General features: G+C 70.2%; 18 protein-coding genes and 1 tRNA gene. 12 read left to right on the top strand and 7 right to left on the bottom strand.

Annotation, left to right across the window (positions count from 1 at the left end; translation table 11 throughout):
• Nucleotides 1-151 precede the first annotated feature (151 nt).
• Nucleotides 152-226: transfer RNA gene (locus ACWDAS_RS28125), tRNA-Leu, on the bottom strand.
• 96 nt (nucleotides 227-322) lie between these two features.
• On the opposite strand from ACWDAS_RS28125, the gene ACWDAS_RS28120 reads away from it, so the two are divergent.
• Complete coding sequence (locus tag ACWDAS_RS28120) at nucleotides 323-949, top strand: ANTAR domain-containing response regulator (RefSeq protein ID WP_450396325.1); 627 nt, start codon at nucleotides 323-325, stop codon at nucleotides 947-949.
• A gap of 25 nt (nucleotides 950-974) precedes the next feature.
• Here the strand turns inward: ACWDAS_RS28120 and ACWDAS_RS28115 are convergent, their stop codons facing one another.
• A complete protein-coding gene (locus tag ACWDAS_RS28115; RefSeq protein WP_450396323.1) occupies nucleotides 975-1,562 on the bottom strand; it encodes a hypothetical protein in 588 nt (195 codons plus the stop codon).
• Between the two features lie 216 nt (nucleotides 1,563-1,778).
• Here ACWDAS_RS28115 and ACWDAS_RS28110 point away from each other — a divergent pair, with 216 nt between their 5' ends.
• From ACWDAS_RS28110 to ACWDAS_RS28090, 5 genes are all read left to right on the top strand, one after another.
• The gene (locus ACWDAS_RS28110) at nucleotides 1,779-2,951 is read left to right on the top strand and encodes a branched-chain amino acid ABC transporter substrate-binding protein (protein ID WP_450396320.1); all 1,173 of its coding nucleotides are present in this window, start codon (nucleotides 1,779-1,781) and stop codon (nucleotides 2,949-2,951) included.
• Between the two features lie 133 nt (nucleotides 2,952-3,084).
• The gene (locus tag ACWDAS_RS28105) at nucleotides 3,085-4,014 is read left to right on the top strand and encodes a branched-chain amino acid ABC transporter permease (RefSeq protein WP_450396317.1); all 930 of its coding nucleotides are present in this window, start codon (nucleotides 3,085-3,087) and stop codon (nucleotides 4,012-4,014) included.
• A complete protein-coding gene (locus ACWDAS_RS28100; protein WP_450396314.1) occupies nucleotides 4,011-5,381 on the top strand; it encodes a branched-chain amino acid ABC transporter permease in 1,371 nt (456 codons plus the stop codon). The genes ACWDAS_RS28105 and ACWDAS_RS28100 overlap by 4 nt, the downstream gene beginning before the upstream one ends.
• Nucleotides 5,378-6,310 carry an ABC transporter ATP-binding protein gene (locus tag ACWDAS_RS28095; protein WP_450396311.1) on the top strand — a complete coding sequence of 311 codons (933 nt, stop codon included), beginning with the start codon at nucleotides 5,378-5,380 and terminating at the stop codon, nucleotides 6,308-6,310. Before ACWDAS_RS28100 ends, ACWDAS_RS28095 begins: the two co-directional genes overlap by 4 nt.
• Nucleotides 6,307-7,074 carry an ABC transporter ATP-binding protein gene (locus ACWDAS_RS28090; protein WP_450396308.1) on the top strand — a complete coding sequence of 256 codons (768 nt, stop codon included), beginning with the start codon at nucleotides 6,307-6,309 and terminating at the stop codon, nucleotides 7,072-7,074. The genes ACWDAS_RS28095 and ACWDAS_RS28090 overlap by 4 nt, the downstream gene beginning before the upstream one ends.
• Nucleotides 7,075-7,163: 89 nt before the next feature.
• On the opposite strand, the gene ACWDAS_RS28085 is transcribed toward ACWDAS_RS28090, so the two are convergent.
• Together ACWDAS_RS28085 and ACWDAS_RS28080 are read right to left on the bottom strand one after the other, a co-directional pair.
• On the bottom strand, nucleotides 7,164-7,643 hold the full coding sequence (locus ACWDAS_RS28085) for a PaaI family thioesterase (protein ID WP_450396306.1): 480 nt from the start codon (nucleotides 7,641-7,643) through the stop codon (nucleotides 7,164-7,166).
• Between the two features lie 56 nt (nucleotides 7,644-7,699).
• Nucleotides 7,700-10,009 (bottom strand): FdhF/YdeP family oxidoreductase, encoded by a 2,310-nt coding sequence (locus ACWDAS_RS28080; RefSeq protein WP_450396303.1) that lies wholly within the window; start codon nucleotides 10,007-10,009, stop codon nucleotides 7,700-7,702.
• 67 nt (nucleotides 10,010-10,076) lie between these two features.
• Between ACWDAS_RS28080 and polA the strand changes: the two genes are divergently transcribed.
• Entirely contained in the window at nucleotides 10,077-12,809 is a 2,733-nt protein-coding gene (gene polA / locus ACWDAS_RS28075; protein ID WP_450396300.1) for a DNA polymerase I, read from the top strand.
• Here polA and ACWDAS_RS28070 read toward each other — a convergent pair.
• A complete protein-coding gene (locus tag ACWDAS_RS28070) occupies nucleotides 12,740-13,642 on the bottom strand; it encodes a DUF4184 family protein (protein WP_450396297.1) in 903 nt (300 codons plus the stop codon). The two genes, polA and ACWDAS_RS28070, sit on opposite strands and share 70 nt — an antisense overlap.
• Before the next feature lie 137 nt (nucleotides 13,643-13,779).
• On the opposite strand from ACWDAS_RS28070, the gene ACWDAS_RS28065 reads away from it, so the two are divergent.
• From ACWDAS_RS28065 to ACWDAS_RS28055, 3 genes are all read left to right on the top strand, one after another.
• Nucleotides 13,780-14,991: a lytic transglycosylase domain-containing protein gene (locus ACWDAS_RS28065; protein WP_450396296.1), complete on the top strand. Its 1,212-nt coding sequence runs from the start codon at nucleotides 13,780-13,782 to the stop codon at nucleotides 14,989-14,991.
• A gap of 87 nt (nucleotides 14,992-15,078) precedes the next feature.
• Complete coding sequence (locus tag ACWDAS_RS28060) at nucleotides 15,079-15,213, top strand: SPW_0924 family protein (protein WP_450396293.1); 135 nt, start codon at nucleotides 15,079-15,081, stop codon at nucleotides 15,211-15,213.
• Nucleotides 15,214-15,226: 13 nt separating this feature from the next.
• Nucleotides 15,227-16,300 carry a DUF3068 domain-containing protein gene (locus tag ACWDAS_RS28055; protein WP_450396291.1) on the top strand — a complete coding sequence of 358 codons (1,074 nt, stop codon included), beginning with the start codon at nucleotides 15,227-15,229 and terminating at the stop codon, nucleotides 16,298-16,300.
• Here ACWDAS_RS28055 and pyk read toward each other — a convergent pair.
• Together pyk and ACWDAS_RS28045 are read right to left on the bottom strand one after the other, a co-directional pair.
• Nucleotides 16,209-17,648, bottom strand: coding sequence for a pyruvate kinase (gene pyk / locus ACWDAS_RS28050; RefSeq protein WP_450396288.1), 1,440 nt, complete (start codon nucleotides 17,646-17,648; stop codon nucleotides 16,209-16,211). The two genes, ACWDAS_RS28055 and pyk, sit on opposite strands and share 92 nt — an antisense overlap.
• A gap of 137 nt (nucleotides 17,649-17,785) precedes the next feature.
• Nucleotides 17,786-18,490 (bottom strand): SIMPL domain-containing protein, encoded by a 705-nt coding sequence (locus tag ACWDAS_RS28045; protein WP_450396285.1) that lies wholly within the window; start codon nucleotides 18,488-18,490, stop codon nucleotides 17,786-17,788.
• A gap of 174 nt (nucleotides 18,491-18,664) precedes the next feature.
• Here ACWDAS_RS28045 and ACWDAS_RS28040 point away from each other — a divergent pair, with 174 nt between their 5' ends.
• Together ACWDAS_RS28040 and ACWDAS_RS28035 are read left to right on the top strand one after the other, a co-directional pair.
• Nucleotides 18,665-20,476, top strand: a complete 1,812-nt coding sequence (locus ACWDAS_RS28040; protein WP_450396283.1) for a 5'-nucleotidase C-terminal domain-containing protein — start codon at nucleotides 18,665-18,667, stop codon at nucleotides 20,474-20,476.
• Between the two features lie 465 nt (nucleotides 20,477-20,941).
• On the top strand, nucleotides 20,942-21,349 hold the full coding sequence (locus ACWDAS_RS28035) for a YciI family protein (protein ID WP_450396280.1): 408 nt from the start codon (nucleotides 20,942-20,944) through the stop codon (nucleotides 21,347-21,349).
• Nucleotides 21,350-21,351 lie beyond the last annotated feature (2 nt).

The following is a 21,351-nucleotide window of genomic DNA, read 5'->3' as shown; positions in this document are numbered from 1 at the left end:
GGTATTCCAGCGACATTCGGGCAAGCGGACCGGAAACAGGCGCACGGCTCGAATACGCGGTGAAGGCTCGCGGATGAGCTGCGAAGTTTTGCTCAGCCCGGGCCGATGAAGATCGCCGCGAAGGCGGATGGCCTTCGTTTCGAAGGGAATGTGCCCCGGGTGGGACTCGAACCCACACTGTACGCTGTTTGAGAGCGCTGCCTCATGCCAATTGGGCTACCGGGGCCTTGGAAGTGAAGGCCGCCGCCTCCCCTCCGTGCTCCAACCATACCGGAGATAGGTAGGCTCTTGGGGCAGCACCTGCCTTGGAACGAGGAGTCCCGTGAGCGCCGCCGAGCCCGTTGACGAGCAGTCGCACGTACCGCCGCAGACCACCCGTGTGGTGATCGCCGAGGACGAGGCTCTGATCAGGCTCGACCTCAAGGAGATGCTCGAGGAGGAGGGCTACTCCGTCGTCGGGGAGGCGGGGGACGGCGAGACGGCCGTGAAGCTCGCCGAGGAACTCCGGCCCGACCTCGTGATCCTCGATGTGAAGATGCCCGTGCTCGACGGGATCTCCGCCGCCGAGCGGATCGCCAAGGAGAAGATCGCGCCGGTGCTCATGCTGACCGCCTTCTCGCAGCGCGAGCTGGTGGAGCGGGCCCGGGACGCGGGCGCCATGGCCTACCTGGTGAAGCCGTTCAGCAAGAGCGACGTCGTGCCGGCGATCGAGATGGCGGTGTCGCGGTTCACGGAGCTGCGGGCGCTGGAGGACGAGATCGCGGACCTGAGTCTGCGGCTGGAGACGCGGAAGCTGGTGGACCGCGCGAAGAGCGTTCTGCAGACGAAGTACGGGCTGACGGAGCCGGCCGCGTTCCGCTGGATCCAGAAGACGTCGATGGACCGTCGCATGACGATGCAGGCGGTGGCGCAGGCCGTGCTGGACGAGGTGGACGGCGCCGCCAAGTAGCGCCGCCGGGATCGCGTCGGCCGGGTCAGGCCGAGTGGTCCGGCCAATCACGCCGTGGCAAGGGGATGTCCGCTGTGGGCATCCCCTTGTCGTTGGTGACGACGAGGCGGTCGACGGCGGCGCCCCTGGGGATGTCGAACCAGAGGTCGTACTCGGCGCTGTCGTGCGCGCCGATGTCGACGGTCAGGGGCTGGCGCTTGATCTGCATGGCCTCCCAGTCCATGGAGTGCCGGCTGCCGTCGGTGAGGGCGAGCCTCTGCAGGTCGTTGTCGAGGCGCGCGCTGACGGAGTCGTCGACCGTGACGGTGACGCGGATGCGGCACAGGCGGCCCTTGGCGGGGTGCTCGGCGTGCGTGCCGACGATGACGGCGATGCCGCAACGGAGCGCGAGGGCGCGGAATTCGAGGTTCCCGGTGTGCACGGGGGGTGCGTCGAGGGGGATTTCGAGCTGCCGGAGGGCTTGCCCGGCCGCGGGCGGGGAAGGGGAGGGCCATATCGCCGCGGCGGTGAGGGCGGCTACCGTGATTCCGGCCAGCGCTCCGGCCAGCGCGGCCACGACCGGCCGGCGGGCCAACCGCCACACAAGAGCGCCAAATCGGACTATTGTCTCCATCTCTCCCCCTCGGGTCGTCCGGTTACCGGTAAGGACCGTTCTGTTTCCGGCACATGACCGAGGTCACCGTCCGATCACATATCTTCCGACGACCTATCTGTGCGCCTGATCAGCGGATTACATTCCCGCCAACCCGCGTGGCGTTCACGCGGTCGCAATCCGGAGGGCCTACGGCCCGCCGACAGTAATCTCATTGGGCGGCTCCAGGGGGTCGTAGTGCTCAACAAGAAGCTCGTCAAGCTTGCTATTCCGGTGGCCGTTGGCGCTCTTGCGCTCACCGCGTGCGGTGGCAGCAAGGACGACAGCGGCAATGGCGGCGGCAAGCCGACGTTCTCCATCGGCTTCCAGGGTCCGCTGTCCGGCGACAACAGCGCGCTGGGCATCAACGAGGACAACGGCCTGAAGCTGGCCGTGGACGAGGCCAACGCGAAGGGCGACCTGCCCTTCACGCTGAAGGTCGCGGACGGCGACGACCAGGGTCTGCCGGACCAGGCGCCCGCCGCCGCTCAGAAGCTCATCGGCGACAAGAGCGTCGTCGCGGTGGTCGGCCCCGCCTTCTCGGGTCCGACCAAGGCCTCGGGTCAGCTGTACGCCCAGGCGCAGCTCGCCGCGGTCACGCCGTCGGCGACCAACCCGGGTCTGACCTCGCTCGGCTTCTCCTCGTTCCTGCGCGGCGCGCCGAACGACAACGAGCAGGGTGCCGGCATGGCCGAGTACCTGTCGAAGAAGGAGAAGGCCAAGAAGGTCTTCGTCATCGACGACAAGAGCGAGTACGGCGTCGGCCTGGCCGAGGTCGCCATCAAGAGCCTCAAGGACGCGGGCGTCACGGTCGTGACCGACAGCGTCCCGGCCAAGACCCCGGACTACACCGCGGCTGCCACCAAGGTCGTCAACTCCAAGGCCGACGCGCTGATTTACGCGGGTTACTACGCCGACCTGGCGCCGTTCGCCAAGAAGCTGGTCGACGGCGGCTTCAAGGGCATCGGCATCTCGGGTGACGGCTCCAACGACGCGAAGTTCGTCGAGCTGGCCGGCCCCGCCGCCGACAAGTGGTTCCTGACCTGCCCGTGCACCGACGCGACGAAGAACACCAACACCAAGGCGTTCACCGAGGCGTACACCAAGAAGTTCAACACGGCCCCGGGCACCTACTCGGCCGAGTCGTACGACATCGGGAACCTGATCATCTCCGAGATGAAGAAGCTCGGTAAGGACGTCACCCGCGACAAGCTGCTGGCGGCCCTGAAGGTCGTCAACTACAAGGGTCTGACCAAGGAGTTCGCCTTCGACGACAAGGGCGAGCTGAAGACCAAGAACGTGTACCTGTACCAGGTCGCCGACGGCAAGATCGGCTACCTGGGTGACGTGGCCACCCTCAGCAACGGCTGATACGGCAACTGACACCTGAGGTGGGGGGCGTGGGGCGCGGCACGGAATCCGGCCGCCGCCCCGCGCTCCCCATCGCTGTGTCGAACGCGACTTCGCCGCCCTTCACCGGCTTCAGCAAGGATTCCCACGCACCATGAATCTCTTCCACAACTTCTGGGACTACTTCATCCCAGGCTTGACGACGGGCTCCATGTACGCCGTCATCGCGATCGGGTACACCCTGGTCTACGGCGTCCTCCAGCTCATCAACTTCGCGCACAGCGAGGTCTTCATGATGGGCGGCTTCGGCTCGCTCGTCGTTCTCTCCGAGCTCGCTCCCCAGAATCCTCACGGCTTCACCTCCGTGACCTGGGTGATCGTCGGCATGATCGCCGGCGCTCTGGTCGGAGCGCTGACCGCGTTCGGGCTGGAGAAGGCGGCCTACAAGCCGCTCCGCAAGCGCAATGCCCCGAAGCTGGTCTTCCTGATCAGCGCCATCGGTGCGTCGTTCTTCCTGTACAACCTGGCGGGCAAGCTGTGGGGCCGCAACCCTGTGCCGATGCCGGACCTGTACACCAACGGTGAGGTCTTCAGCGTCTTCGGCACTCCGGTGAAGATCACTCAGCTGATCATCATCGGTTCCGCGGTGGCGATGATGATCGGCCTGGACCTGGTGGTCAACCGTACGAAGATGGGTGCGGGCATCCGGGCCGTCGCGCAGGACGCGGAGACGGCCGGCCTGATGGGCGTCGACATCGACAAGATCATCTCCCGTACCTTCATCATCGGCGGTCTGCTGGGTGGCGCGGCCGGCTTCCTGTACGGCTTCGGCATCGCCGGCCAGGTCTGGTTCACGGTGGGCTTCCTGCCGGGCATCAAGGCCTTCGCGGCGGCGGTGCTGGGCGGCATCGGCAACATCCGTGGTGCGATGCTGGGCGGTCTGCTGCTGGGCATCGTCGAGAACCTGAGTTCTCCGGTCTTCGGCACCGAGTGGATCGACGTGACCGCGTTCGTGGTCCTCATCCTGGTGCTGATGTTCCGTCCGACGGGCATCATGGGCGAGCGTCTGGGGAGGTCGGCATGAGCAACGCGACCGCTGCCAAGTCCTTCTCGGTGGACGTGGCGAAGCTGCGCCGCCGGGCCTGGTACCAGGAGCCCCGCTGGGTGCGCCTGTTCGGCATGCTGGTGCTGGGCTTCGGCCTGGCCCTGATGACGGGTGACGACGGCAACCCGGCCGAGAAGCTCTCGGCGTTCACGGGGGCGTTCGAGTCGGCGCGGCTGTGGATCTGCCTGGTCGTCATGGTCGTCGTGTGGGCGGTGGCCGAGTTCGGCGCCCCGGTCCGCGACGTCGCGCGCAAGGCGACGGCGGGTGTCTCCCGGGCGACCGCCCCGGTGAAGAAGGCGTACGCGTCCAACCGCTGGCTGAAGCTGGCCGCCCTTGTCCTCCTGCTGGTGGCCGCGATCGTGATCCCCGCCAACGCCAGCGTGGAGTGGCAGGAGATCCTGGTCAGCCAGATGGGCATCTACATGATCATCGCGGTCGGCCTGAACGTGGTGGTCGGCTGGGCCGGTCTGCTGGACCTGGGCTTCATCGCCTTCTACGCGATCGGCGCGTACTCCTGCGCCTACTGGACCGGCCACATGCCGGTGAAGCCGCCGTTCACGGTGAGCGCCCTGGAGTCGATCCCGTTCGCGATCGCCACCTGCCTGGTCGCGGGTGTGCTGCTGGGCGGTCCGACGCTGCGGCTGCGCGGCGACTACCTCGCGATCGTGACCCTGGGCTTCCACGAGATCGTGTACCTCGTCGCGAAGAACTCGGACGGCTTCACCGGCGGCACGCGCGGTGTCTTCGGCATCCCGAGCCCCGAGATCCACATCGGCCCGATCGACTACGTGTGGCACACGTTCGACCCGCTGCCGTACTGGTACCTGCTGCTGTTCTTCCTGGCGGTGCTGGTCTTCCTGTACAACCGGCTGGAGCACTCGCGCATCGGCCGCACCTGGACGGCGATCCGCGAGGACGAGGTGGCGGCGGCCGCGACCGGCATCAACACGGTGCGCTACAAGCTGCTGGCGTTCGCGATCGGTGCGTCCACCTCGGGTCTGGCCGGCGTGGTGTACGCCAGCAAGGTCGGCTTCATCAACCCGGAGAACTTCACCATCGTGTGGTCGGTGCTCGCGCTGGCCTACGTGGTCTTCGGCGGCATGGGCTCGATCTCGGGTGTGCTCTTCGGCGCGGCCCTGCTGGTGTGGCTGCCGAACGCGCTGAAGGACTACGTGCCTCCGGCCGACCGCTTCATCTACCTGGGTGCGCTGCTCGTCATCATGATGATCTTCCGTCCGCAGGGTGTGATCCCCTCCCGCCGCAGGCAGCGCGAGCTGCACATGGCGGAGGCGGGCATCGGTGACGCCGATGCGATGACCGAGCCGACGGGAGGCGTGAAGTCGTGAACGCGGTGAAGGACGCGGGCGCACGGCCCGCTCAGACCGGTGACACGGTGCTGCAGGCCCGTGGTGTAACACTGCGGTTCGGTGGTCTCACCAGCCTGTCGGACGTCAGCGTGACGATGCGGCGCGGCGAGATCCTCGCGGTGATCGGCCCGAACGGCGCGGGCAAGACCTCGCTGTTCAACTCCCTGACGGGCGTGTACGTCCCGCAGGAAGGCGTGATCACCTTCCACGAGGAGGGCGGCGCGGAGCGCAAGCTGCTGGGTACCAAGCCGTACCTGGTGAACCGTTACGGTGTGGCCCGCACGTACCAGAACATCCGGCTCTTCGGCGCGCTGACGGCGCTGGAGAACATCAAGATCGCGGCGGAGTCGCGGCAGAAGTCGGGACCGATCTCGATCATGCTGGGCCTGCCGTGGGCACGCCGGGACGAGAAGGCGAGTGACAAGCGGGCCCAGGAGCTGCTGGCGTACGTGGGCATGGCGGGCAAGCACAACGAGCTCGCCGCCAGCCTGTCCTACGGCGACCAGCGGCGTCTGGAGATCGCCCGCGCACTGGCGACCGACCCGAAGGTGCTGCTGCTCGACGAGCCGGCGGCCGGTACGAACCCGACGGAGAAGCTGGAGCTGGAGCAGCTGATCCGCCGGATCAACCGGGAGCTGGGCATCAGCGTGCTGCTGATCGAGCACGACATGAAGCTCGTCATGTCGGTCGCGGACCGCGTCATGGTGCTGAACTTCGGCAAGGTGATCGCCGAGGGTCTGCCCGAGGAGGTGCAGCGCGATCCCGCGGTGATCGAGGCGTACCTGGGTTCGGCCGACGAGGAGGCCGTGGAGGCCGTCGCGGAGATGGTGGAGATCGCCGAGGCGCACCACGCGGCCGACGCACATGAGGTCCCCGCCCCGCGTGAGTCCGAGGAGGAGGGCCGATGACCGAGGCCGCCAACTTCGAGAAGGCGACGGGTGGTTCCGTCGCCGAGGCGCCGGCGATGCTGGAGCTGGTCGACCTGCAGGTGTTCTACGGCGCCATCCAGGCGCTCAAGGGCATCAATGTGACGGTCCGGCAGGGTGAGGTCGTGGCCCTGCTCGGCGCGAACGGCGCCGGCAAGACCACCACCCTGCGCACGATCTCCGGTCTGCTGCAGCCCCGCCACGGCGAGGTGCGGCTGGGCGGGGAGCGGATCGACGGCGTTCCCGCGCACAAGGTCGTGGAGCTCGGCATCGGGCAGTCCCCGGAGGGCCGCCGGGTCTTCCCGGTGATGACCGTGCTGGAGAACCTGGAGATGGGCGCTTACCGGTTCAAGGGAGTCCCGAAGGACGACCTGGACCGCGTGCTCACCCTCTTCCCGCGCCTGGCGGAGCGGCGTTCGCAGCTGGCGGGCACCCTGTCCGGCGGTGAGCAGCAGATGCTGGCCATCGGCCGGGCACTGATGGGCCGCCCGAACCTGCTGCTGCTCGACGAGCCGTCGATGGGTCTGGCGCCGCTGATCGTCCAGCAGATCTTCGAGATCATCAAGGAGATCAACGACCAGGGCACCACCGTGCTGCTGGTCGAGCAGAACGCCTCCCAGGCGCTGCAGCTGGCCGACCGCGGCTACGTCCTGGAGACGGGCGAGATCGTCATGGAGGACGAGGCGTCGCGTCTGCTGTCCGACCCGCGCGTGCGTGCCGCCTACCTCGGTGAGGGCGCGGCATAGCGTCCGGCGTCACCTGACACGAAGAACCGCCCCCGGAGGATTCCGGGGGCGGTTCTTCGTGTGAGTGCCGCATGCGCCGTGCGTGCCCGTCAGGGGGCGGCGGTGCCCGGGGTGGCGGGGCGCAGCATGCAGGTGAGGCGGGCGGAGCAGACGCGGCGGTCCTGCTCGTCGCTGATGACGATCTCGTAGGTCGCGGAGGACCGGCCGCGGTGGACGGGGGTGGCGACCCCGGTCACCTGGCCGGAGCGCAGGCCGCGGTGGTGGGTGCAGTTGAGGTCGACGCCGACGGCGATCTTGCTGGGACCGCCGTGCAGCATGGCGCCGATGGAGCCGATGGTCTCCGCCAGGACGGCGGAGGCGCCGCCGTGGAGGAGCCCGTACGGCTGGGTGTTGCCCTCGACGGGCATGGTGCCCACGACGCGCTCCGCGGACGCCTCGACGATCTCGATGCCCATGCGGGAACCGAGGTGACCGGCGGAGAACAGCGCCACCAGGTCGACGCCGAGTCCCGCGTACTGCTCGATGACCTCGGGGGAGAAAAGGCTGGTGGTGGTGGTGGGCTCGCCCATGGACGGTGGCTCCGATCGTCGTCGTTCGGTGTACTGGCCCGTTTTCTACCGGACGGTCACTGGGAACCGCCGGGCGGGGTGGTCTGTTCCAGCCTGACGACGACGGACTTGGACGCCGGGGTGTTGCTGGTGTCGGCGGTGTGGTCGAGCGGGACCAGCACATTGGTCTCGGGGTAGTAGGCGGCGGCGCAGCCGCGGGCGGTCGGGTAGTGGACCACCCGGAAGCCGTCGGCGCGGCGTTCGCTGCCGTCGGTCCATTCGCTGACGAGGTCGGCGTAGGAGCCGTCGGGGAGACCGAGGGCGGCGCCGTCGTCGGGGTTGACCAGGACGACGCGGCGGCCGCCCTTGATGCCGCGGTAGCGGTCGTCGAGGCCGTAGATGGTGGTGTTGTACTGGTCGTGCGAGCGCAGCGTCTGCAGCAGCAGCCGGCCCTCGGGCACGCGGGGGTACTCCAGGGGGGCGTCGGTGAAGTTGGCCAGCCCGGTGGCGGTGGGGAAGCTGCGGGAGTCGCGGGGGGCGTGCGGGAGGGTGAAGCCGCCCGGGCGGCGCACCTTGGCGTTGAAGTCGTCGAAGCCGGGGATCACCCGGGAGATGCGGTCGCGGATCGCGTCGTAGTCGCCCTCGAGCTCCTGCCAGGGCACGCGGCTGCCGGGGCCGAGGACGGCGCGGGCGAGGCGGCAGATGATGGCCGGCTCGGACAGCAGCAGGGGGCTCGCGGGCTCCAGGCCGCCGCGGGATGCGTGGACCATGCCCATGGAGTCCTCGACGGTGACGAACTGCTCGCCGGTCGCCTGGACGTCCTTCTCGGTGCGGCCGAGGGTGGGCAGGATCAGGGCGCGGGCCCCGGTGACCACGTGGGAGCGGTTGAGCTTGGTGGACACGTGGACGGTGAGGCGGGCACGGCGCATGGCGGCCTCTGTGACGTCGGTGTCGGGTGAGGCGGCGACGAAGTTGCCGCCCATGGCGAAGAAGACCTTGGCGTCGCCGTCGCGGAGTGCGCGGATGGCGGCGACGGTGTCCAGGCCGTGCTCGCGGGGCGGGGCGAAGCCGAACTCCTTCTCCAGGGCGTCGAGGAAGGCGGGGGCTGGCTTCTCGTAGATGCCCATGGTGCGGTCGCCCTGGACGTTGCTGTGCCCGCGCACGGGGCACACGCCGGCGCCGGGACGGCCGATGTTGCCGCGCAGCAGGAGGAAGTTGACGACCTCCTTGATGGTGGGCACGGAGTGCTTGTGCTGGGTGAGGCCCATGGCCCAGCAGACGATGACGCTCTTGGCCTCGAGCACCATGGCGATCAGCCGGTCGATGTCGGACTGCGGCAGCCCGGTCGCGCGCAGCACCTCGTCGGTGTCGGTGGCGCGGGCGGCGGTGGCGAAGTCCTGGAAGCCGTGGGTGTGCTCGTCGATGAAGGCGTGGTCGAGGACGGTGTCGGGGGCCTCGTCCTCGGCCTCCAGCAGGGCCTTGTTGAGGGCGCGGAAGAGGGCCTGGTCGCCGCCGAGCCGGATCTGCAGGAAGAGGTCGGCCAGCGGGGTGCCGCCGCCGGCGAGGCCCTTGGGGGTCTGCGGGTTCTTGAACCGCTGCAGGCCGGCCTCGGGAAGCGGGTTGATCGTGACGATCCGCGCCCCGCTCGACTTGGCCTTCTCCAGGGCGGCGAGCATGCGCGGATGGTTGGTGCCGGGGTTCTGCCCGGCGACGATGATCAGGTCGGCGCGGTGGAGGTCCTCCAGCAGGACGCTGCCCTTGCCGATGCCTATGGTCTCCGCGAGCGCGGAGCCCGACGACTCGTGGCACATGTTGGAGCAGTCGGGCAGGTTGTTGGTGCCGAACTCACGGGCGAAGAGCTGGTAGAGGAAGGCGGCCTCGTTGCTGGTGCGTCCGGAGGTGTAGAACAGGGCCTCGTCGGGACCCGCCAGACCGGTCAGCTCGTCGGCGACGATCTCGAAGGCGCGCTCCCAGGGGACGGGCTCGTAGTGCTCGGCGCCGTCGGGCAGGTACATGGGCTGGGTGAGGCGGCCCTGCTGGCCGAGCCAGTAGCCGCTGCGGCGGGCGAGGTCGGCGACGGAGTGCGCGGCGAAGAAGTCCGGGGTGACGCGGCGCAGCGTGGCTTCCTCGGCGACGGCCTTCGCGCCGTTCTCGCAGAACTCGGCGGTGTGCCGGCGCTCGGGCTCGGGCCAGGCGCAGCCGGGGCAGTCGAAGCCGTCCTTCTGGTTGACCTTGAGGAGGGTGAGGGCGGTGCGGCGCACGCCCATCTGCTGCTGCGCGATGCGGAGGGTGTGGCCGACGGCCAGGACCCCGGCAGCGGCCTGCTGCGGGGAGCCGACCTCGGGTGCGTCCTGGACGGGATCGCCTACGGGTGCTTTGCCTGCCATGGATCCGATCCTGCCACGGGACGACTACGGACCGGCAGTGTCGGTGGGGCGTGGGAGGATCGGGGACGTGGCAGCAAAGGCAGAGAAGACGAGCGCAGCGACCGGCACGGCACCCCAGGGGGGTGAGCGGCCCCGGTTGCTCCTGCTGGACGGGCATTCGCTGGCGTACCGGGCGTTCTACGCGCTGCCGGTGGAGAACTTCAACACCACCACCGGTCAGCCGACGAACGCGGTGTACGGCTTCGCGTCGATGCTGGCGAACACGTTGCGTGACGAGCAGCCGACGCATCTGGCGGTCGCGTTCGACGTCTCGCGGCGCACGTGGCGCCTGGAGGAGTTCCCGGAGTACAAGGCGACCCGGTCCTCGACGCCGGACGAGTTCCGCAGCCAGGTGGCGCTGATCGGCGAGCTGCTGGACACGATGCACGTGCAGCGCTTCGCCACCGAGGGCTACGAGGCGGACGACGTGATCGCCACGCTGGCGACGCAGGCGGAGGCGCTGGGGTACGAGGTGCTGATCGTCACCGGCGACCGCGACTCCTTCCAGCTGGTCTCGGACCACGTCACGGTGCTGTACCCGACGAAGGGCGTCTCCGAGCTGACCCGGTTCACCCCGGAGAAGGTCGTGGAGAAGTACGGGCTGACCCCGGTGCAGTATCCGGACTTCGCGGCGCTGCGCGGCGACCCGTCGGACAATCTCCCGGGCATCCCCGGCGTCGGGGAGAAGACCGCGGCGAAGTGGATCAACCAGTTCGGGTCGTTCGCGGAACTCGCCGAGCGCGCGGACGAGGTGAAGGGCAAGGCGGGCGAGAACCTCCGCGCCCACCTGGAGTCGGTCAAGCTGAACCGCCGGCTGACGGAGCTGGTGCGGGACGTGGAGCTGCCGTGCGGGCCGCCGGAGCTGGCGCGGCAGCCGTACGACCGGGACGCGCTGAACGTGGTGCTGGACACCCTGGAGTTCCGCCACCCCAACTTCCGGGAGCGGCTGTTCGCGGCCGACCCGGGGGCGGAGCAGGGCGAGCCGGAGGTCGCCGGCGGCGTGGCCGTCGAGGGCCGGGTGCTGGCCGCGGGCGAGCTGGCGGGCTGGCTCGCCGAGCACGCCGGCGGTCCGCTGGGCGTGGCGACGGTCGACGCGTGGGCTCTGGGCGCGGGCAGCGTGTCCGAGGTGGCGCTGGCGACGGCGCAGGGTCCCGCGGCGTGGTTCGCCCCGTCCGTGCTGGACGAGAAGGACGAGCGGGCCTTCGCGGCGTGGCTCGCGGACGCCGCCCGGCCGAAGGTGCTGCACAACGCCAAGAACGTGATGCGCGTCTTCGCCGAGCACGGCTGGAGCGTGGACGGCGTCACCATGTGCACGGCGCTCGCGGCGTATCTGGTGAAGCCCGGCCGCCGCTCGTTCGACCTCGACGCGCTGTCCGTGGAGTACCTGGGCCGGGAACTGGCCCCGGCGGGCGGCGAGGACGGCCAGTTGGCCTTCGGCGCCGACGAGGAGGCCGAGGCGGACGCCCTGATGGTGCAGGCGCGCACCGTGCTTGACCTGGGGGAGGCGTTCGCGGGGCGGCTGGAGCAGGACGGCGCGCTGCGACTGCTGCGCGAGGTGGAGCTGCCGACCTCCGCGCTGCTGGCGCGGATGGAGCGCGCGGGCATCGCCGCGGATCGCGAGCATCTGGAGCGCCTGGAGCAGCGGTTCGCCGGCGAGGTGCAGCTGGCGGTGAAGGAGGCGCACGCCGCGGTCGGACACGAGTTCAACCTGGGCTCACCCAAGCAGCTGCAGGAGGTCCTCTTCGGCGAGCTGGGACTGCCCAAGACGAAGAAGACCAAGACGGGTTACACCACCGACGCCGACGCCCTGGCGTGGCTGGCGGCGCAGACCGAGCACGAGCTGCCGGTGATCATGCTGCGGCACCGGGAGCAGGCGAAGCTGCGGGTGACGGTGGAGGGCCTGATCAAGACGGTCGCTCCCGACGGCCGGATCCACACCACGTTCAGCCAGATCGTGGCGGCCACCGGACGGCTGTCGTCGACCGACCCCAATCTGCAGAACGTGCCGGTGCGCACCGACGAGGGCCGGGCGATCCGCCGCGGCTTCGTCGTCGGCGAGGGGTACGAGTCGCTGCTCACCGCCGACTACAGCCAGATCGAACTGCGGGTGATGGCCCACCTGTCGGAGGACGAGGGGCTGATCGCGGCCTTCGACTCGGGCGAGGATCTGCACACCACCGTCGGCAGTTACGTCTTCTCGGTGCCGCCGGAGCAGGTGGACGCCGAGATGCGCCGGAAGATCAAGGCCATGTCGTACGGGCTGGCGTACGGGCTGTCCGCGTTCGGGCTGTCGCAGCAGTTGGGCATCGAGGCGGCCGAGGCACGCGGTCTGATGGAGACGTACTTCGAGCGGTTCGGCGGGGTGCGGGACTATCTGCAGCGCGTGGTGGAGGAGGCCCGGGTCACGGGCTACACCGAGACGCTGATGGGCCGCCGCCGCTATCTTCCGGACCTCAACAGCGACAACCGCCAGCGCCGCGAGATGGCCGAGCGGATGGCGCTCAACGCGCCGATCCAGGGCTCGGCCGCCGACATCGTCAAGATCGCGATGCTGAAGGTGGACGCGGCGCTGGCGGAGGCGGGGCTGCGGTCCCGGCTGCTGCTCCAGGTGCACGACGAAATCGTGGTCGAGGTCGCCCCCGGCGAGCGGGCGGCGGTGGAGGAGCTGGTCCGTCGCGAGATGGCCGCGGCCTACCCGTTGCGGGCGCCGTTGGACGTCTCCGTGGGCGTCGGGCCGGACTGGGAGTCGGCCGCCCACTGACCGGCCGTTCCCCGGCCGTCGCGGCGCGCGGTGCGGTGCGTGAGGTGCACCGCGCCGGCGCAGGCCGCGGCGGCCAGGGCGAGTCCCGCGCCGGCGCCGAAGAGCCCGGCCGGGATGATCCCGGGGGCGTCCCCTGTCGCCTCGTACCACTGTCCGGCCCGTACGGCGGCTCCGGCGGCCGTGGTGACGCCGATGACGGCCAGGGCGAGCCGGCGGGTGCGGCGGGTCAGCCGGGGCAGTGGGGCAGGGCGCTTTTCGGCCGGTTCCGGGGTGGTCCGCAGGGCGCGCAGCCCGTACCAGGTCAGCAGGGCCAGGGCCACGGCCGAGCTTCCGTATTGCGCGTATTTGTGCAGTGCCGTGCCGTGCACGTCGTGGTCGAGCACGGGCAGCAGGCGGACGCCCCACCGGCCGGGGTGGGTGAAGGCGTCCCAGACCACGTGGGTCGTCGCCCCGGCCACTGTGGACGCCCAGAAGGCCGCGGCGGAGCGCACCGAGGGCCGCCACCGGTCGCCGCAGCCCGTCAGCGCGGCGATCCGGCCCCGCCGGCGCTCGGGCAGCAGCGCCACGAGCGGGCCGCGCAGCACCGCCCAGCCGCCCACCAGCCCGGCGGCGACGACCGGATCCACGAGTGCGACGCCCAGCGGGGCGTGGGTCACCTGCCCGTAGCCGAAGAGGCCCGGCACCAGCGAATCGGCGAAGAAGGGCACGTCGGGGGCGAAGGACCCGGCGACGAGCGCGGCCGCGACAAGCGGGCCGCGTCCCCGCACGGTGCCGGCGCGGTCCTGCCGCAGGCCCGGCAGAACGGCCAACGCATGACTGATCGTGAACGGCATGCAACCTCTTCCGGAACACATCTGTCTGATCAGTATGCGACGCCCCGGACGGTAGCTCCGTTCAGGAAGTTGCCGTAGGGTCACCAGGGTTGTCGCGCAGGGAGACGCGCAACACGGCTTCGGGAGGGGCACCGGGTATGCGAGCGCGGTACGGACGGCGGATCCGCAGGGGAGTCGCGGGCACCGCGGTGGCCGCCGCGGCCATGGCGGCGCTGACGGGCTCCCAGGCGCCAGGGCTGCTGCCGGGCCTCCTCAACACCAGCACGGGCGCACCGGTCGCGCCCCCGCCGGGCGACCCCATCGACGGCGGCTCGTCGGACTACTACACCGAACTCCCGCCGCTGAACACGCCCTCCCCCGGCACCTCCGCCACCCCGGGCACCGCCACCGGCACGGTGACCACAGACGGCACCGGTCTGCCGGCGTCCGTCCTGGAGGCCTACCGCAGGGCCGAGACGGCGCTCGCCGCCAGCGACCCCGGGTGCAACATGCGCTGGGAGCTGCTGGCCGCGATCGGCCAGGTCGAGTCCAACCAGGCGCGCGGCGGCAACGTCGACTCCGGGGGAACCACGATCTCCCCGATCCTCGGCCCGGTCCTGAACGGCGACGGCTTCGCGAACATCACGGACACCGACGGCGGCAAGTGGGACGGGGACGCCGTCCACGACCGCGCGGTCGGCCCGATGCAGTTCATCCCGTCGACCTGGCAGACCTGGGGCGCCGACGGCAACGACGACGGGGTGAGCGACCCGAACAACATATTCGACGCGGCGCTCGCCGCCGGCCGGTACCTGTGCGCGGGCAACCGCGACCTGTCGATCGAGAGCAATCTGCACCAGGCGATCCTCGGCTACAACCACTCCCAGGCCTATCTGAACACGGTCCTGGCCTGGTACGAGCACTTCAGGAAGGGCGACGTCGTCTCCGTCCCGGACGTCGGCGGCGCGGGCAGCGACACGAACGAGCACGTGCCGTCCACCACGTCCCCCTCCGCCTCCCCCTCGCCGTCGAGGTCCCCGAGCGCGACCACCTCCGCCTCGCCCCGGCCGACGAAGAAGCCCACGCCGACCGCGACGGCCAGCGGCACCATCGGCACCCCCACGGGCAGCCCCTCGCCCACCGCGACGCCCTCCCCTTCCGACTCCGGGACGGCGAGCCCCACCACGAGCCCGACGGTGACCCCGACGTGCCCGACGGACTCCGCGTCACCCACGGCGACCCCGACCGACTCGGCTTCCCCGTCGCCGTCCGACTCCACCGACCCGTGCGCGACGGCCTCGCCCAGCGACAGCCCGTCGCCGTCCGCATCGGAGACCGAGGGGGCCACCGCCTCCGGCCGGGTGAAGTGACGACGTAGAACCTGTTCTCATTTCAACTCCCGGTTGCTACGGTGCACCGGCCCAGCCGACGTAGCCGTACGACCGGGAGGTACGGCCATGCGCGCAGTGATCGCCGCGGCCATCGGACTCGTCGCCGCGTTCGGACTCGTGCTCCTCATGACCGCGGTCGGCGCGCCGGACGGCAGCACCTCCCCCGAGCCGCTGCTCACCACCGTCCCGGCGCACCCGTAGGAGGGCGGTCCCCATGCGCCGCAGGTCCAGCCTGGTCCTTCTCGCCCTCGCGGTGTTCTTCGCCGCGCTGTCACCGCTGATCCGCTGGTACGCCTTCCCGCGCCTGGCGAAGATCCCCGCGGGCCAGTACCAGTCGGTCGTCCTGGAGGCGCGGGACGCGACGCTGCTCGACTACGGCACGATGCGGCCGAAGAAGGTCTCCAAGGTGAGCATCGTGCAGACCCTCAAGGGCAACGTGGAGGAGGCACGCAAGGTCGGCCGGGCCACCGGCCGCGACGTCGTCGTCTGGGACGGGCTGGCCCATGTGGTGGGGCCGGACGGCGCGATGGTCTCCCAGGTCCCCGAGCGGTACATCTTCGACGCGCACACGCAGGCCCCCGTCCACTTCGCGGGCGAGAGCGTCGACGGCGATCCCGTCGAACGCAGGGGCGTCGAGTTCAAGTTCCCGTTCCTCACCGAGAAGCGGGACTACTACTACTTCGACGCGCAGGCGCGGACCTCCGCGCCCATCCACTACCGCGGCACGCAGCGGTTCCGCGGTCTGGAGGTCTACTACTTCGAGCAGACCGTCCCCTGGACCAAGGTCCCCCTGCCGAAGAAGATGCCGGTCGAGGGCGTCACCCCGCAGACCGTCGCGGCCATGGGCATGGAGCGCTGGTACACCACCAAACGCATGTTCTGGGTGGACCCCGTCACCGGGGCCCCGGTCAACGGGGAGGAGATCCACCGGGAGGAGATGCGCTTCACCGACGGCAAGCAGCAGCCGATCACGGCCTTCGCCGGGCACGTGAGGATGCGCGAGGACTACATACGGCACACCGTCGCCCTGGTGAAGTCCCAGCGGCAGCTGGTCCTGCTGATGACCAGCTACCTGCCGTGGGGCTTCCTCCTGCTCGGCGCCGCGCTGCTGTCCCTCTCCCTCGTCCTGGAGGCACGCGCCCGGCGACCGGCGGCGGGCCGTGCCGAGGCCGGTTCCGGCGCCGGTTCCGGCGGCGTCAACGGTTCGAAGGGGCGTCGTCCTCGCCGATCCGGTGCACCCGCACGAGGTTGGTGGCACCCGACACGCCGGGCGGCGAGCCGGCCGTGATGACGACGATGTCGCCCTTCTCGCAGCGGCCGATGCGCAGCAGTTGCTCGTCGACCTGCTCGACCATCTCGTCGGTCGTCTGCACCATCGGCCCGAGGAAGGTCTCCACACCCCAGGTCAGGCTCAGCTGGGAGCGGGTGGCCGGCTCGGGGCTGAAGGCGAGCACGGGGATCGGCGACCGGTAGCGGGAGAGCCGGCGGGCGGTGTCACCGGACTTGGTGAAGGCCACCAGGTACTTGGCGTCGAGGAAGTCGCCCATCTCGGCGGCCGCGCGGGCGACGGCACCGCCCTGGGTGCGGGGCTTGTTCTGCTCGGTCAGCGGCGGCAGACCGGCCGCCAGCATGTCCGCCTCGGCGGCGGCGACGATCCGGCCCATGGTCCTGACCGTCTCGACGGGGTGCTTGCCGACGCTGGTCTCTCCGGAGAGCATGACCGCGTCGGCGCCGTCCACGACGGCGTTGGCGACGTCGGAGGCCTCGGCGCGGGTGGGGCGCGAGGAGTCGATCATCGACTCCAGCATCTGGGTCGCGACGATCACGGGCTTGGCGTTGCGCCGGGCGAGCTTGACCGCGCGCTTCTGGACCATAGGCACGGCCTCCAGCGGCATCTCGACCCCGAGGTCGCCGCGGGCCACCATGATGCCGTCGAAGGCGGCGACGATCTCCTCGAGGTTGTCGACCGCCTGCGGCTTCTCGATCTTGGCGATCACGGGGATCCGGCGGTCCTCCTCGCGCATGATCCGCAGGACGTCCTCGGCGTCCCGGCCGCTGCGGACGAAGGACAGCGCGATGATGTCGACACCGATGCGCAGCGCCCAGCGGAGGTCCTCGATGTCCTTCTCGGACAGGGCGGGCACGGAGACGGCGACACCGGGGAGGTTGAGGCCCTTGCTGTCGGAGATCAGCCCGCCCTCGATGCACAGGGTGCGGACCCGGGGGCCCTCGACGCCCGTGACCTCGAGGGTGACACGGCCGTCGTCGACGAGGATCCGCTCACCGCGCGTGACGTCGGCGGCGAGACCCTTGTACGTGGTGCCGCAGATCAGGCGGTCGCCCTCGATCTCCTCGGTGGTGATCGTGAACTCGTCACCGCGTTCAAGGAGTACGGGGCCCTCCGCGAAGCGGCCCAGCCGGATCTTCGGGCCTTGAAGGTCCGCGAGGATCCCGACGCTGCGGCCACTCTCGTCGGCGGCCTTGCGCACGCGCCGGTACCGCTCTTCGTGATCGGCGTGGCAGCCATGGCTCATGTTCAGGCGGGCGACGTCCATACCGGCCTCGACCAGGGACTTGATCTGGTCGTAGCCATCGGTGGCGGGCCCGAGGGTGCAGACGATTTTTGCTCGGCGCATGAGGTGAGCCTATGACCTACTTCACAGTAGGTGCCTCGCGGAAGGCGACTGTCCAACGTCGGCCCGATTAACGGTTGTTGACAAGTGATGAAGTGAGCCGGGGTCCGCTCGGATGAGCACACCGCGGTACGGCGCCGTCACGCCGACAGATCGGGCGCCGTCATCGTGAAGTGGGCGGTGACCTGCGCGTACACGCTCTGTCGCTCCGGCTCCATGTCAAGGGCCTGTGCCATGTCCTCGGCGCCGCCGGGTGCCGCGAAGGCGGCCGTCCGCATGGCCGGGCGGGCGCGGAACGGCGCGGACTGCTGGACTCCCTCGTCGGCCAGCTCGACCAGCGCGACCAGCCGCGCGCCCAGCGCCTCGGCGTACTCGCGGGCGCGCTGCACCGCGTCACGCACGGCCTGCCGGCGTGCGCTGCTGTAGGCCGGGGAGTCGGGCCGCAGGGACCACCAGGGGCCGTCGACACGGGTGAGGTCGAGATCGGCCAGTCGGGTGGTGAGTTCCCCCAAGGCGGTGAAGTCGGTGAGGGTGGCGCCGACGCGCACACTGCCGTGGTACGCGCGGATGCGCTCGCCACGGCCCCGCTCGCGCAGCTCGGGGGTGATCACGAAGGCGCCGGTCTCCAGTTTCTCGACGGCGTCGGCGTATCCCTTGACCAGGTCGAGCACGTGCGCGTTGCGCCGGCTGAGGTCGTCCAGGGTGGCGCGCCGGTCGGTGCCGCGCGCGCTGACGGTGACGGCGATCCGGGCGAGTTCGGGCTCGACCTCGATGGTCGCCTCACCCCGGACCCCCACGTGCGGTGTCTCGGGTGTCGGGTACGTCCTGGCCGGTTCTGTGGTCATGTGTTCCACCCTGCCAGCCCGGTGGGGCCGTGACGAGTCATCTGTTCGCAACCTGGCGGGGGTGTTGTCCGCAGCGCCCTTACGCCAGAATCTACGCGCGTTAACACCAAAAGCAGACCATCATTCCGCCCCCGGTGACCGCCGGGGGCGCGCCCGAGAACCCGGAGCCGACGTATGCCGCTGAACCGCAGGGACTTCCTCAACCGCTCTGCCGCCACGGGGGCGGGCATCGCGCTGGCAGGCACGGCGGGCACGGTGGCCGGCGCGGCTCCGGCCCAGGCCGCGGGCGGCGACGGGCACCACCCGAAGACGTACTCCTTCAGCGTCCTCGGCACCACCGACCTGCACGGCAACGTCTTCAACTGGGACTACTTCACCGACGCCGAGTTCGACGACAAGGCGCACAACGACGTCGGCCTCGCCAAGATCTCCACCTTGGTCAAGCAGCAGCGCGCGGCGAAGGGCCGCCGCAACACCCTGCTGATCGACGCGGGCGACACCATCCAGGGCACCCAGCTGTCGTACTACTACGCCAAGATCGACCCGATCACCGCCGAGCACGGTCCGGTGCACCCGATGGCGCAGGCCATGAACGCCATCGGCTACGACGCGGCGGCGCTGGGGAACCACGAGTTCAACTACGGCATCCCGGTGCTGCGCAAGTTCGAGGAGCAGTGCGACTTCCCGCTGCTGGGCGCCAACGCGCTGGACGCGAGGACGGGCCGGCCGGCCTTCCCGCCGTACTCCTTCCACCGGCTGTGCGTGAACGGCGCGCCCGACGTGAAGGTGGCCGTCCTCGGTCTGACCAACCCCGGCATCGCGATCTGGGACAAGGCCAACGTCCAGGGAAAGATGACCTTCCCGGGCCTGGAGGAGCAGGCCGCGAAGTACGTGCCGCGGCTGCGCGCGATGGGCGCCGACGTGGTCATCGTCTCGGCCCACAGCGGTTCCTCGGGCACCTCCTCCTACGGTGACCAGCTGCCGTACGTCGAGAACGCCGCTGCGCTCGTCGCCGAGCAGGTGCCGGGCATCGACGCGATCCTGGTCGGCCACGCCCACTCCGAGATCCCGGAGTACGTGGTGGCCAACAAGCAGACCGGCCAGGGCGTGGTGCTCTCCGAGCCCCTGAAGTGGGGCCAGCGGCTGACCGTCTTCGACTTCGCCCTGGAGCTGGTCCGGGGCAAGTGGGAGGTCGTCACGGTCGGCGCGTCCGTCCTCAACTCGAACACCGTCGAGGAGGACCCGCAGATCGTCCGGCTGCTCTCGGACGAGCACAAGGAGGTCGTCGCGTACGTCAACCAGGTGATCGGCAGCTCGTCCGCCGCGATGTCGGCGACCGAGTCCCCCTACAAGGACACGCCGATCATCGACTTCATCAACTTCGTCCAGGCCGAGACGGTCAAGGCGGCGCTCGCGGGCACCGAGTACGCCTCGCTGCCGGTGCTGTCGCAGGCGGCGTGCTTCTCGCGGACCGCCGCCATCCCGGCGGGCCGGGTCACCATCCGCGACGTCGCCGGCCTGTACGTCTTCGAGAACACCCTGGAGGCCCGGATCCTGACCGGTGCCCAGATCAAGGCGTACATCGAGTTCTCGGCGAACTACTTCGTGCAGACGGCGCCCGACGCGGTCGTCGACGTGTCGAAGCTGACGAACGCCAACGGCACGCCCGACTACAACTACGACGTCGTCAGCGGGGTCACCTACGACATCGACATCGCGCGGCCGGCCGGCTCCCGTGTGTCGAACGTGCTCTTCCAGGGTGCGCCGATCGACGAGTCGGCACGCTTCGTCCTGGCCGTGAACAACTACCGGGCCAACGGCGGCGGCAACTTCCCCGGTGTCGCGGCGGCGCAGCAGGTGTGGGCGAACTCCGAGGAGATCAGGAACACCATCATCGCCTGGGTGAAGGCGAACGGCTCCATCGACCCGGCGACGTTCGGCTCGCAGGACTGGAAGCTCACCCGCGGCGGCGTGCCGGTCTTCTAGCTTGTCGCGGGGCGGCGGATCCGTGCCGGGACACCGTCCGGAGGGCATGCACGGGACGCGCACATGCCCTCCGGGCGTTCGCCGGGCCTTCGGGGCGCCGCCCGGCCGGTCTCGGGGCTCCGGCGAGGCGGCGACGGTGCGCAGGCGGTGCAGCAGCGTCTCGTACCGGGACCCGAGGTCGGTGATCACGAAGCTGTGCCGCCCCCGGCACAGCTGATGTCCGCGCGCGGGGCTGCCCGGGGAAGCCCGGCGGGCGGCGGTACCCACGCCCTGCCACAGCAGGGCGCCCTCGCGCAGGTACGGGCGCATGCCGGGCGGTCGCGCCCCGAACCACGCCTGGTCCTCCGAGGCAGCCCGCGCCCGGCCCGAAAAGAATCCGACGTCGATGTCGAGAATCCGTGACCGGCTCCGTCCCGGCGGTGAACGTGACGACAATGGGTCGCACCAGCACCGAGGAGAACCACGATGGCCAAGTACCTGCTGCTCAAGCACTACCGGGGCGCTCCGGCCGCGGTGAACGACGTGCCGATGGACCAGTGGACGCCGCAGGAGGTCTCCGCGCACATCCAGTACATGGAGGACTTCGCGGCCCGGCTGGAGAAGACCGGCGAGTTCGTCGACGGTCAGGCGCTCGCCCCCGAGGGAACATGGGTCCGGTACGACGGCGAGGGCCGCCCGCCGGTCACCGACGGTCCGTTCGCCGAGACCAAGGACCTCATCGCCGGCTGGATGGTGATCGACGTCGACAGCCGCGAGCGCGCCGTCGAGCTGGCCGGGGAGCTGTCGGCCGCCCCCGGGGCGGGCGGGAAGCCGATCCACGAGTGGCTCGAGGTGCGCCCGTTCCTGACCGCCCCGCCCACCACCACTGAGTGACG

Source organism: Streptomyces sp. NPDC001070 (assembly GCF_053598835.1).
This window is presented reverse-complemented; position numbering and strand designations above follow the sequence as displayed.

Coding starts and splice junctions, on each gene's coding strand:
- ACWDAS_RS28115 (WP_450396323.1), bottom strand. CDS start 1,562: ATGGAGACAATAGTCCGATTTGGCGCTCTTGTGTGGCGGTTGGCCCGC.
- ACWDAS_RS28105 (WP_450396317.1), top strand. CDS start 3,085: ATGAATCTCTTCCACAACTTCTGGGACTACTTCATCCCAGGCTTGACG.
- ACWDAS_RS28100 (WP_450396314.1), top strand. CDS start 4,011: ATGAGCAACGCGACCGCTGCCAAGTCCTTCTCGGTGGACGTGGCGAAG.
- ACWDAS_RS28090 (WP_450396308.1), top strand. CDS start 6,307: ATGACCGAGGCCGCCAACTTCGAGAAGGCGACGGGTGGTTCCGTCGCC.
- ACWDAS_RS28085 (WP_450396306.1), bottom strand. CDS start 7,643: ATGGGCGAGCCCACCACCACCACCAGCCTTTTCTCCCCCGAGGTCATC.
- ACWDAS_RS28080 (WP_450396303.1), bottom strand. CDS start 10,009: ATGGCAGGCAAAGCACCCGTAGGCGATCCCGTCCAGGACGCACCCGAG.
- ACWDAS_RS28070 (WP_450396297.1), bottom strand. CDS start 13,642: ATGCCGTTCACGATCAGTCATGCGTTGGCCGTTCTGCCGGGCCTGCGG.
- ACWDAS_RS28065 (WP_450396296.1), top strand. CDS start 13,780: ATGCGAGCGCGGTACGGACGGCGGATCCGCAGGGGAGTCGCGGGCACC.
- ACWDAS_RS28060 (WP_450396293.1), top strand. CDS start 15,079: ATGCGCGCAGTGATCGCCGCGGCCATCGGACTCGTCGCCGCGTTCGGA.
- ACWDAS_RS28055 (WP_450396291.1), top strand. CDS start 15,227: ATGCGCCGCAGGTCCAGCCTGGTCCTTCTCGCCCTCGCGGTGTTCTTC.
- pyk (WP_450396288.1), bottom strand. CDS start 17,648: ATGCGCCGAGCAAAAATCGTCTGCACCCTCGGGCCCGCCACCGATGGC.
- ACWDAS_RS28045 (WP_450396285.1), bottom strand. CDS start 18,490: ATGACCACAGAACCGGCCAGGACGTACCCGACACCCGAGACACCGCAC.
- ACWDAS_RS28040 (WP_450396283.1), top strand. CDS start 18,665: ATGCCGCTGAACCGCAGGGACTTCCTCAACCGCTCTGCCGCCACGGGG.
- ACWDAS_RS28035 (WP_450396280.1), top strand. CDS start 20,942: ATGGCCAAGTACCTGCTGCTCAAGCACTACCGGGGCGCTCCGGCCGCG.